The 11,732-nt window shown below is 70.1% G+C and carries 9 protein-coding genes; 8 read left to right on the forward strand and 1 reads right to left on the reverse strand.

Going from position 1 to position 11,732, the window contains the following annotated elements; all coding sequences use genetic code 11:
- Nucleotides 1-29 precede the first annotated feature (29 nt).
- Nucleotides 30-1,034 (reverse strand): glutaminase A, encoded by a 1,005-nt coding sequence (gene glsA, locus R9Z33_RS07370; RefSeq protein ID WP_318650658.1) that lies wholly within the window; start codon nt 1,032-1,034, stop codon nt 30-32.
- A 207-nt stretch (nt 1,035-1,241) separates the two neighbouring features.
- Here glsA and R9Z33_RS07375 point away from each other — a divergent pair, with 207 nt between their 5' ends.
- The 8 genes from R9Z33_RS07375 to R9Z33_RS07410 all read left to right on the forward strand — a co-directional run bounded on the left by R9Z33_RS07375 (nt 1,242) and on the right by R9Z33_RS07410 (nt 11,722).
- On the forward strand, nt 1,242-1,655 hold the full coding sequence (locus tag R9Z33_RS07375; RefSeq protein ID WP_318650659.1) for a Rap1a/Tai family immunity protein: 414 nt from the start codon (nt 1,242-1,244) through the stop codon (nt 1,653-1,655).
- A gap of 16 nt (nt 1,656-1,671) precedes the next feature.
- Nucleotides 1,672-1,953 carry a glycine zipper domain-containing protein gene (locus R9Z33_RS07380; protein ID WP_318650660.1) on the forward strand — a complete coding sequence of 94 codons (282 nt, stop codon included), beginning with the start codon at nt 1,672-1,674 and terminating at the stop codon, nt 1,951-1,953.
- Entirely contained in the window at nt 1,950-3,722 is a 1,773-nt protein-coding gene (locus R9Z33_RS07385; protein WP_318650661.1) for a DcaP family trimeric outer membrane transporter, read from the forward strand. Before R9Z33_RS07380 ends, R9Z33_RS07385 begins: the two co-directional genes overlap by 4 nt.
- 26 nt (nt 3,723-3,748) lie before the next feature.
- The gene (locus R9Z33_RS07390) at nt 3,749-4,975 is read left to right on the forward strand and encodes a patatin-like phospholipase family protein (protein WP_318650662.1); all 1,227 of its coding nucleotides are present in this window, start codon (nt 3,749-3,751) and stop codon (nt 4,973-4,975) included.
- A gap of 117 nt (nt 4,976-5,092) precedes the next feature.
- Nucleotides 5,093-6,475, forward strand: coding sequence for a M20/M25/M40 family metallo-hydrolase (locus tag R9Z33_RS07395; protein ID WP_318650663.1), 1,383 nt, complete (start codon nt 5,093-5,095; stop codon nt 6,473-6,475).
- 23 nt (nt 6,476-6,498) lie between these two features.
- Nucleotides 6,499-8,031: an AbgT family transporter gene (locus R9Z33_RS07400; RefSeq protein WP_318650664.1), complete on the forward strand. Its 1,533-nt coding sequence runs from the start codon at nt 6,499-6,501 to the stop codon at nt 8,029-8,031.
- A gap of 23 nt (nt 8,032-8,054) precedes the next feature.
- The gene (locus tag R9Z33_RS07405) at nt 8,055-9,899 is read left to right on the forward strand and encodes an SLC13 family permease (protein ID WP_318650665.1); all 1,845 of its coding nucleotides are present in this window, start codon (nt 8,055-8,057) and stop codon (nt 9,897-9,899) included.
- Nucleotides 9,896-11,722, forward strand: coding sequence for an SLC13 family permease (locus tag R9Z33_RS07410; protein ID WP_318650666.1), 1,827 nt, complete (start codon nt 9,896-9,898; stop codon nt 11,720-11,722). Before R9Z33_RS07405 ends, R9Z33_RS07410 begins: the two co-directional genes overlap by 4 nt.
- Nucleotides 11,723-11,732 lie beyond the last annotated feature (10 nt).

Raw genomic sequence — 11,732 nt, forward strand, 5'->3', positions numbered from 1 at the left:
TCGGCGATTCCGCCTCAACGCATCATGCTCTAGCCGGCCGGCCGCGAAGCGAAGAGGTTGAGGCCCAGCGCCTCGGAGAGGAATTTCGTCGCCAATTGGCCGCGCACGCTGTTGCCCGCCGCATCGAGCGGCGGTGAAAACACGCCGAGCCCGCCCTTGCCGGGCGCGATGGTGACGATGCCGCCCGCGACTCCGCTCTTGCCCGGCAGGCCGACCTCGTAGAGCCAGTCGCCCGAATGCTCGTAGAGGCCCGCGGTCGCCATCACGGCCAGCACGCGCTGGCATCGGTCGGCATCCACCACACGCTCGCGCGTCACCGGATTGACGCCGCCATCGGCCAGCGTCGCGCCCATCACCGCCATGTCGTGGGCAGTGACGTTCAGCGCGCATTGCCGCGTGTAGAGCTCGGTCGCCTCGTCGGGGTCGGCATAGAGGCGGCCATAGCCGTGCAGCAGCCGGGCGATGCCCTGGTTGCGCTGGTTGGTCGCCGCCTCGGAGGTGTAGACGCGCTCGTCCATCGCCAGTTCGCGCCCGGCGAAGCGCGAAAGGCCCTCGCGGATGAACGCCCATTTCGCCTCGATGTTCGCGCCGGGCACCAGGCTCGTCGTCGCGATGGCGCCGGCATTCACCATGGGGTTCATGGTGCGCTCGGCATTGAGCTCGATCGCCATGACGGAGTTGAAGGGCAGGCCCGTCGCGTTCACGCCGACGCGCTCGCGCGCGATGCCGCCGCCCAGCGCCTCGCAGACCAGGGCGAAGACGAAGGGCTTGGACATGCTCTGGATGGAGAAGGCGTGATCCGCATCGCCCAGGGCGAAGCTGCGGCCATCCACGCCGGCGATGCAGAGGCCGAAGAGGCTGGGATCGGCCTCGGCGAGGGCGGGGATGTAGTCGGCGACATGGCCGTCGGTCACGGGGGCGAAGTGCTCCCACGCCTCGCGCACGAGCGCGCGGACGGTCTCGGCCGGTGGCAGGCTGCCGGTGGAGACCCGCATCGGGCCGGGCGGCCCGCCGCGATACAGGCGCTGGTCCATGAATTCCTCCTGCCGGCATGAAAGGCGGATTTCGCCGATCGTGCCAGCACCCCGGGCGCGCCCGGCGCCCGCCTGGGACGCAGCGCACGGGGCGGGCACGAAATTCCTATTGTTGCCCCCGGGAACCGCCCCTAGCCTCGAACCCGCATTGTCAGCGCGAAGCGTGCACCGCTCGAGCGCCGCCAGGGACCAAGGGGAGAGCGCGCCATGCCGCATGTGAGATCTGGGTTGGGGGCGCTCATGCTTCTGGCGCTGGCCGGCGGCCCCGCCCTCGCGCAGTCCGCCGCTCCCCTGCCGCAGCTCAGCACCGGCACGCTCGCGGCGCTGTGCGGCGCCACCGGCACCGATGCCGAATCCCTGATGGCGGTGGGCTATTGCCGCGGCTTCATCGTCGGCATGGGCCAATACCACATCGAGATCACCCGGCCCGGCGGCATCATGCCCGCCTTCTGCCTGCCGCGGGAGACGCCGGCGCTGGAATTCGTGCAGACCTCCTTCGTCACCTGGGTGGCCGCCAATCCGGACCAGGCGGAGACCAAGGCGGTGGATGGCCTGCTGCGCTGGGCGGCGACGACCTATCCTTGCGCCGCCCCGGCCCCGCGCCGCGGCGGGGCGCGCTGACGCGAAAGGACACGCCATGACGCTTCGCCTTCTCGCCCCCGCCCTGCTGCTGCTCGGCCTCGCCGGCTGCGACGGCACGGGGCAGATGACGCCCACCACGCAGCGCGTGGGCGGCGGCGCCGCGGTGGGCGCGCTGACCGGCCTCGCCATCGGTTCGATTTCCGGCAATGCCGGCACGGGCGCGCTGATCGGCGCGGCGGCCGGCGGCGTCGGCGGCTTCGCCTGGGACCAGCACCAGCGCGCGCAGCAGCGCGCCTTCAACCAGGGCGTCGCGGCCGGGCGCGCCTCCTCGCAATGAGGGCAGGGGGCGGATTCCCCCAGGCCGGGGCGACGCCCGCGCTGCTCCTGCTGGCGGCGGCCCTGGGCGCGGCCGGCGCCCCGCCGGCGGCCCGCGCCCAAGGGGGGGTAGGTGCCGGGGCCGATGCGGCGACCATCGCGGAACTGCGCCAGCAATTGCAGGAGATGCGCCGGCGCGACGAGGAGATGCGCCGCCGGATGGAGCAGCTGGAGGCGCTGGTCGCCCGGCAGTCCCGCGCGCAGCCGGCCACGCCCACCCGCGCTGCCCGCGCGCCAGCGGCGGCGCCGGCTGCCACCCAGGCGGATGTCCAGGCCGCCCAGGCGGCCGCGCGTGACGCCCGTGCCGCCGCCGACCAGGCGCAGAGCATCCAGCAGAACATGGCCCGCGCGGCGCTGCCGCCCGCCGCCGGCGCGGCACCGGCGGAACGTGACGTGCCCGGGCTGCAGCCGCCCGAGCCCATGGGCGACCAGACCGCGACCGGCGATGCCCTGCGTTCCGACCTGCCCGGCATCGCCTTCCGCGTGCCCGGCACCGAGACGCAGGTGCGGCTCTATGGCTTCGCCAAGCTCTCCGCCTGGACCGATGCGAATGGCCGCAACCAGACCGATGCGCCGCTGCCCGGCGGCATCCCGCTGACCGGCAGCCCGGCCGCCCAGCAGGGCGGGGATTTCGGCATGACGGCGCGCTTCAGCCGCTTCGGCGTGGACACGCGCAGCCTGACCGGCTGGGGCACGCTGGAGACGCGACTGGAGGGTGATTTCGGCGGTGGCTCGCCCACCTCATCCAACGCCGTGTTCCGGCTGCGCCAGGCCTGGGGCGAACTGGGCGACGAGCGGTTCCGCGTGCTGGTGGGCCAGGCCAACAGCCTGTGGAACGAAGGCGTCTACGAGACCCTGATCGACGCCACCAACCTCAACCAGTCCTTCGTCCGCCAGGCGCAGCTGCGGCTCACCGCGCGGCTGGCCCCGGGCCTCACCGGCCAGATCTCGGTCGAGGCGCCGGAGACGCAATACACCTCCGCCGCGGGCGTCTTCACGCCCGGCAGCACGCTGGATGGCGGCGCGAGCCCCGCCTTCAATGCTGCGCCCGACCTGCTGGCCCGGCTGAACTACCGCAAGGACGGTTTGGAATTCGGCCTGCGCGGGATGCTGCGGCAATTGCAGATCCGCCCCGCCGGCACCGCTGCCGCCCAGCCCTTCAGCGGGACGACCAGCGCCACGGGCGTCGGCGCCGCGGCCCATCTGCGCTTCCCGATGCGCTGGTTCTCGGAATCCTTCGGCGCGGATGAGCTGCTGGGCCAGGCCTATGTCGGCGAGGGCATGGGCCGGTATTTCGCCGGCAGCACCAATGGGCAGGATGCGCTCTCCAACATCGGCATGCCGGGGCTGACCGGCCGCGTCAGCCTGGACCCGGTGCCGGCCTGGGGCTTCACCGCCGGCTATCGCCGCTTCTGGACGCCGCAGATCCGCAGCAACCTGACCTATTCCTACTCGCGCCAGGATTTCGCGAGCTATGCGCTGGCCTTCGCGCCGGGCTCCGCCTCGGCCACCAGCCTCAACCGAGAGATCCAGCAGCTCTTCGCCAACATCATCTGGAGCCCCTTCGGCCAGGTGCGGAACGGTGTTTTCGGTTCGGGCTGGCTGGATATCGGCTTCGAGTATCTCTACACCCGGCGTGACCTCTATGGCGGCGCGGCGGCGGCGGGGGCGGGGCAGGCGGGGCATGGCATCGCCAACCGCTTCCTGTTTGCGACGGTCGCGCGCTTCTGAGGCGTTCCTCCAGACCGGTGTGAAGCATGACCGTCCAGCCTGAGCGGCTCCCGCCGTTGCGCCGCGCCGCGATGCTCTTCCTGGCCGCCCTGCTGATGACGGGCTGCGCGAGCTATATCCGCCTCGACCCGCCGCCGGCGACCGAGACCGAGGACATCCCGGTGCTTGGCCTGCCCAATGCGCGCTTCTGGCTCGATGCCTCGCCCGAGCGGCTGATCCGCGAGGGGCGGATGATGGCCGAGCGCGAGGCGGCGACAGCGCAGGGCCGCCCGCTCGGGCCACAGAACTTCCTCGCGCTTTCGGGCGGCGGCGACAATGGCGCCTTCGGCGCGGGCATGATGCTGGGCTGGACGGCGTCCGGCACGCGGCCGCAATTCAACATGGTGACGGGCATCTCGGCCGGCGCGCTGATCGCGCCCTTCGCCTTCCTCGGCCCCGACTACGACCCGGCGCTGCGCGATGTCTTCACCGGGCAGCGCGCGCAGGACATCCTGCTGCTGCCGCGCCAGGTCGCGGCCGTGTTCTCCCTGTTCTTCGGCGAGGCGATCGCCGACACCTCGCCGCTGAGCCGTCTCATCGCCCGCCACGCGAATGAAGAGATGCTGGCGGCGATCGCGGCGGAATACGCCAAGGGGCGGCTGCTGCTGATCGGCACCACCAATCTCGACGTGCAGCGGCCCGTGGTGTGGAACATCGGCGCCATCGCGGCGAGCGGCCATCCGGATGCGCTCGGCCTGTTCCGCCGCATCCTGCTCGCCTCCGCCTCCATCCCCGGCGCCTTCCCGCCGGTGCTGGTGGAGGTGCAGCACCAGGGCCGGGTCTTCCAGGAGATGCATGTGGATGGCGGCGCCACCATGCAGGTCTTCCTCTATCCGCCGACGATCAACCTGCGCGGCGAGGAGCGCGGCCGCTGGGGGCCGCGGCAGCGCACCGCCCATGTGATCCGCAATGGCCGCGTGGATGTGGAGGCGAGCCGCACGCCGCGCGGCGTGCTGAGCATCACCCGCCGCTCGGCCGCCACGCTGCTGCACTACAGCGGCCTGGGGGACATCAGCCGCATCCACCTGACGACGCAGCGTGATGGCGTGGGCTTCCGCGTCGCCTATATCGGCCGCGAATTCGACCACCCGCGGCGCGAGCCCTTCGATCCCGCCTATATGCGCGCCCTGTTCGACTACGGCTTCGAGCGTGGGCGCCTTAGCGATGGCTGGCGGAACGAGCCCTCCACCGTCGGCGTCATGGGCGCGGATTGAGGCGCCCGCCTGGGACGGGCGGACCATGAGGCGGGACGCCAAGCGCATCCGGCGCTGGCGCTGGCGGTGTAAATTCGGGCAGCATGACCCGTTAAGAACAACGCCGCTGGAGGCCTGATGTCCGAGCTCGCCGCCGTCCTTGCCCATATCGACGCCAACATGGATGCCGCGCTGGAGCGCCTCTTCGCCGTCATCCGCATCAAGTCCATCTCGACCGACCCCGCCTACAAGGCCGAATGCCAGGCCAATGCCGAATGGCATGTGGCGGATCTGAAGGCGATCGGCTTCGACGCCGCGGTCCGCCCCACGCCGGGCCACCCCATGGTGGTGGCGCATGACCGCAGCACGCCGGGCAAGTCGGCCCTGTTCTACGGCCACTACGACGTGCAGCCGGTGGATCCGCTGGAACTCTGGGACCGCGACCCCTTCGAGCCGACGATCCAGACGCTGCCCTGCGGCACCAAGGTCATCACGGGCCGCGGCTCGGCCGATGACAAGGGCCAGCTCATGACCTTCATCGAGGCCTGCCGCGCCTGGAAGGCCGTGACCGGCAAGTTGCCCATCCCCGTCTCCATCCTGCTGGAGGGCGAGGAGGAATCGGGCGGCGTGAACCTGCCGGGCTTCCTGCAGGCCAATGCGGATGAACTCCGCGCCGATATCGGCCTGATCTGCGACACCAACATGTGGGATGCCGAGACGCCGGCCATCACCACCATGTTGCGCGGCCTCTGCGGCGAGGAGGTCATCATCCACGCGGCCGACCGCGACCTGCATTCGGGCTTCTACGGCTCTGCCGCCGCCAATCCCAACCGCGTGCTGGCCCGCATCCTGGCCGACCTGCATGACGCGGATGGACGCGTCACGCTGGATGGCTTCTATGACGGCGTGCCGGAGCTGGACCCTGGTCTGCGCGCGCAGTGGGAGACGCTGGGCTTCACCGCGGAGGCCTTCCTGGGCGCCGTGGGTCTCTCCATCCCGGCGGGCGAGAAGGGCTACAGCGCGCTGGAGCAGACCTGGTCCCGCCCGACGGCCGAGATCAACGGCATGGGCGGCGGCTACCAGGGCGAGGGCTTCAAGACCGTCATCCCCTCCATCGCCTCGGCCAAGGTCTCCTTCCGGCTCGTCTTCGACCAGGACCCGCACAAGGTCCGCGCCGCCTTCCGCAAGCACGTGATGGACCGCCTGCCGGCCGATTGCCGCGCCGAGTTCATCGAGCATGGCTCGGGCCAGGCGATCCGCTTCCCGACGGACGACCCCGCCTTCCTCAAGGCGCGCGAGGCGCTGAGCGACGAATGGCCGAAGCCCGCCGTCTTCATCGGCGGCGGCGGCTCCATCCCGGTCACGCACCAGCTGAAGCAGTCGCTCGGCATGGACGTCATCCTGGCCGGCTTCGGCCTTGAGGATGACCGTATCCACAGCCCGAACGAGAAATACAACCTGGTGAGCTTCCAGAAGGGCATCCACTCCTGGGCGCGCATCCTGGACGCGCTGTCCCGCTAGCCTTCGACGAGAGGACCACGCCGATGAGTGACGCGAGCGCCCCCAAGACCCGCATGCAGAAGATGCTCGACACGGTCGAGCGCGTCGGCAATCAGGTGCCGCATCCGGTGATGATCTTCATCTACCTGATCGGCATCATCATCGCGCTTTCCACGCTGCTGGCGCTGTTCGGCGCGGAGGTCAGCTACCAGGCCTACAACCCCGCCACCGGCAACATCGAGCCCGCGACGACCGCGGCGCGGAGCCTTCTCACCATCGAGGGCATCCGCTTCATGTACACGGGTGTCGTGGGCAACTTCATGGGCTTCACCGCCGTCGGCGTCATCATCATCGCGATGGTGGGCGTCGGTGTCGCGGAGGAGGCGGGCCTGGTGAAGGTGCTGATCCGCAAGCTCGTCATCATCTCGCCGCGCTGGGCGCTGACCTGGATCCTCACCTTCGTGGGCATCCTCTCCTCCGTCGCGGCGGATGCGGGCTACCTCGTGCTGATCCCGCTCGCGGCGGCGGCCTTCCTTTCGGTGGGCCGGCATCCGCTGGCCGGCCTCGCCGTCGGCTTCGCCTCGGTGGCGGCGGCCTTCCTGGTGAACATCCTGATCGTGCCGGTGGACGGCATCCTGACCGAGATCACCAATGACGCGATCCGGCTGGTGAACCCGACCCAGACCATCGACCTTGCCTCCAACCTCTGGTTCTCCATCGGCTCGGTCGTCATGCTGACCGTGCTGATCGTGCTGATCACCGAGCGCGTGATCGAACCCCGCCTTGGCGCCTATACGGGCGACTACACGGTGCCGGGCGAGAATGTGCTGAGCGAGGCCGAGTATCGTGGCCTGCGCTATGCGGGCATCGCGCTGCTCGGCGTGCTGGCCTTCATCGGGCTGCTGCTGCTGCCGCCTGGCGCGCCGCTGCGCAACCCGGTGACGGGTGCGATGATCGAGGGCTCGCCCTTCATGAACAGCCTGATCGTCACCATCGCGCTGATCTTCCTCGTTACCGGCGCCGCCTATGGCAAGGGCGCGGGCACCATGAAGGGCTCGGCCGACATCATCGCGGCGATCCAGAAGGCGATCGGCGGGCTCTCGGGGCTGATTCTGCTGCTGCTGGTCATCAGCCAGTTCATCGCCTTCTTCAACTACACGAACATGGCGACGCTGGCCGCCGTCTCGGCCGCGAAGTTCCTGGAATGGCTGAGCCTGCCCTCCATCGCGCTCATCATCGGCTTCGTCATCGCCGTGATGGGCATCGACCTCATCATCACGGCGGCCATCGCCAAATGGGCGATCTTCGCGCCGGTCTTCGTGCCGCTGCTGATGCAGCTCGGCGTGGAGCCGGAGGTGGTGCTGGCCGCCTATCGCGTGGGCGACAGCCCGCTGAACGCCATCACCCCGCTCAACGCCTATTTCGCGATGATCGTGACCTTCGCCATCAAGTACCAGAAGGATGCGGGCATCGGCACGGTGATCGCGCTGATGCTGCCCTATGTGATCTGGATCTCCGTGATCTGGACCGCCTTCCTCGCCGCCTGGTACCTGCTCGGCATTCCCTGGGGCCTGTGATGGCGAGGGCCGCGTGACGCCGGATGAGCGACATCGCCATCACCTTCGCCATCATCGGCGGCATGGTCGTGCTGTTCATCTCGAACCGCGTGCCGGTCGCGGTGGTGGCGCTCTGCGCGGCGCTGCTGCTCTACGCGACCGGCATCCTTGACCTCCCCGAGGCGCTGGCCGGTTTCGGCGACACCACCATCCTCTTCATCGCCTCGCTCTTCGTGGTGAGCGCCAGCCTCGATGCGAGCGGCGTCACCGCCTGGGTCGGGAAGGTCCTGGTGCGCCAGGCGGGGCAGGACCGCGCGCGTCTTCTGCTGCTGACCATGCTGCTGGCGGCGATGCTGACGGCGATGATCGGCTCCAGCGGCGCGACCGCCGCGCTGCTGCCGGTGCTGGTTCTGGTGGCGGTGCGGCTGCGCCAACCGCCGGCGCAGCTCATGATGCCGCTCGCCTTCGCCTCCTATTCCGGCTCCATGCTGGTGCTGACCGGCAGTCTGGTGAACGTGCTGATCTCGGACGCGGCGGTGGAGCAGGGCATGCCCGCCTTCGGCTTCTTCGAGATGAGCCTGATCGGCGTGGCACTTCTGCTCGGGCACCTGGCGATCGTGCTGCTCTTCGGCGCGCGGCTGCTGCCCACGCGCCTGAGCCGCGGCATGCCGGAAGATCTGAGCCGCCACTCGGGCCGCCTCTCCGAGCAATACGGCCTCTTCGAGGATCTGCACCAGCTGGAGGTGACCGCCGCCTCGCCCTTCATCGGCACGCCGCGCGCGGCGCTGGAGTTGCGGCTGGAGGGGCGGAACCATCCCGGCCTTAGCCTCATCGCCATCCGCGGGCCGGACCGCGTGGGGCTGGCGCGCCACCGGCCCATTGCGGCGGGCGACACGCTCATCATGCGCGGCGAGGCGGCGGTGGTGCAGGGCTTCATGGCGGAGAACGGGCTGGCCCCCCGACTGGCCGGGCGGCCGCAGCTGAACGAGGCGCTGTTCAACCAGGACACCGGCTTCATGGAGGTGGTGCTGCCGCCACGCTCGGGGCTGATCGGCGAGACGGTCTTCCCCGGCATGATCACCGAGAGCGGAGACCTCGTCATCCTCGGCATCCAGCGGCGTGGCGAGCGGCTGGGCCCGGGGCAGGTGGCGCTCGCGGCGGGCGATACGCTGCTGCTGCAAGGCACCTGGGAAGCCCTGGAGGAGCAGTCGCAGGATCCCAACGTGCTGGTGGTGACGGCCCCGTCCACCCTGCGCGGCCAGGCGATCCCGCTCGGCACCGGCTCGCGCCGGGCGATCGCCATCCTGCTGCTCATGGTGGGGCTGCTCGCCAGCGGGGCGGTGCCGAGCGTGGTGGCGGCGCTGCTGGCCGCCTGTGCCGTGATCCTGCTGGGCGTGCTGAAGGTGGAGCGCGCCTATCGCGCGATCAACTGGAACATCCTGATCATGATCGCCTCGCTCATCCCGCTCTCGACGGCGATGTACAAGACGGGGGCGGCGGGCCTCATTGCCGAGACGCTGGTGGCCGTGGTGGGAGAAGCGAGCCCGTATGCGCTGCTGGCCGGCCTCTTCCTGCTGACGGCCGGCCTCGGCCAGCTCATCTCCAGCACGGCGACGGCGCTGATCGTCATCCCTGTCGCCATCGCGGCGGCGGGGGCCATGCAGGTCTCGCCGCGCACCGCGCTCGTGACGGTAGCGGTGGGGGCGGCGGCCTCCTTCCTGACGCCCATCGCCTCCTCGGCCAGCCTGATGGTGCAGGGGCCGGGCGGCTACCGCTTCGGCGACTATTGGCGCCTGGGCCTGCCCCTGCTGGCCTGGTCCTTCCTGGTGGCGGTCTTCCTCGTCCCCTTCCTGTTCCCCTTCCCCTGGCCCTTCGGACGCGCCGCATGAACACCGAGCTCGCTCTGGTCCTGCTGCTGCTGGCCGCCGCCATCGTCATGTTCGTCGCCAACCGGCCGCGCATGGATGCGGTGGCGCTGCTGATGATCGTGCTGATGCCCTTCACCGGCGTGCTCACCATCAACGAGGCGCTGGCCGGCTTCAGCGACCCGTCCATCATCCTCATCGCCGGCCTCTTCGTGATCGGCGAGGGGCTGGTGCGAACCGGCGTCGCGCGCCGTCTGGGCGATTGGCTGAATGCGACCGCCGGGCAGAGCGAGACGCGCATGCTGATGCTGCTGATGCTCTGCGTCTCGGGCCTCGGCGCCTTCATGAGCTCGACGGCGGTGGTCGCGATCTTCATTCCCGTGGTCCTGCGCATCTGCCAGAACACCGGTACGGCGCCCTCCCAGCTCATGATGCCGCTGAGCGTGGCCGCGCTGGTCAGCGGCATGCTCACCCTCGTCGCCACCACGCCCAACCTCGTCGTCCATGCCGAGCTGGTGCGCCAGGGTGCGGAGGGCTTCGGCTTCTTCACCTTCACGCCCTTCGGCCTCGCCTTCCTGGTCCTCGCCATCGCCTACATGCTGGTGGCGCGGCGGATGCTGCCGGCCCAGGCCGCGCCCGAGAGCGAACAGCGCGCGCCCAACCTGCGCGACTGGGTGCGCGAATACGGTCTTGTCGGCCGAGCCTTCCAGCTGCGCATCCGGCCCGGCTCGGCGCTCGCCGGCCAGCGGTTGGAGGAGGTGCGGTCCAGCATCCAGGGCATCAACCTGCTGGCCATCGAACTGCCCGGCCGCTTCCACACCGAGGTGATCCGCCCCACGCCACGCACCGAGCTGGCCGTGGGCCAGGTGCTGCTGCTGGATGTGGTGGCGCCCGGCGTGGACATCGTAAAGGTCGCGGCCGAGTACGGGCTGGAGGCGCTGCCGCTCGGCGAATGCGGCTACTTCACCGACCGCTCGCAGGAACTCGGCATGGTGGAGGCGCTGGTCGCCCCTGAATCCCGCCTCATCGGCCGGAGCGTGCTGGAGGCGCGGATGCAGAGCGAGACGGGGCTGACCGTGCTCGGCCTGCGCCGCGGCCGCACGGTGCTGACCGAAGACCTGCTCGAGGAGCGGCTGAAGGGCGGCGACACGCTGCTGCTGACCGGCTTCTGGTCCGACATCCGCAAGCTCCGCTCGGACTACCACGACCTCGTGCTGCTGCGCCTTCCGGCGGAGGAGCGCGAGGTGCTGCCGGCAGCGAGTCGCGCCCCGCAATCCGTCGCCGTGCTGGCGCTGACGGTGGGGATGATGGTCAGCGGCATCGTGCCCAATGTGCATGCCGTGCTGATCGGCTGCCTGCTGATGGGGCTGCTGCGCTGCGTGGACTTCAACAGCGCCTATGCCTCCATCTCCTGGAAGAGCCTCGTGCTGATCGTGGGCATGCTGCCCTTCTCGCTCGCCCTCCAGCGCACCGGCGGCGTGGATCTCGCGGCCGAGGCGGTGATGCGGCTCGCCGGCGATGCCGCGCCGCACCTGGTCCTTGGCCTGCTCTTCGTCATCACGGCCACGCTCGGCCTGTTCATCTCGAACACGGCGACGGCTGTGCTGATGGCGCCGGTCGCCATCGCGGTGGCGACCGAGCTTGGCCTGTCGCCCTATCCCTTCGCCATGATCGTGGCGATCGCCGCCTCGGCCGCCTTCATGACGCCCATCTCCTCGCCGGTGAACACGCTGGTGGTGGGGCCGGGCGGCTATGGCTTCGGCGATTTCGTGAAGGTGGGCGTCCCTTTCACGCTGATCGTGATGGCGGCATCCCTGGTTCTTGTGCCATGGCTGCTGCCGCTTTGACCGCAACCCC

It is taken from the genome of Sediminicoccus rosea (assembly GCF_033547095.1).
GTDB classification, from domain to species: Bacteria; Pseudomonadota; Alphaproteobacteria; order Acetobacterales; family Acetobacteraceae; genus Roseococcus; species Roseococcus rosea.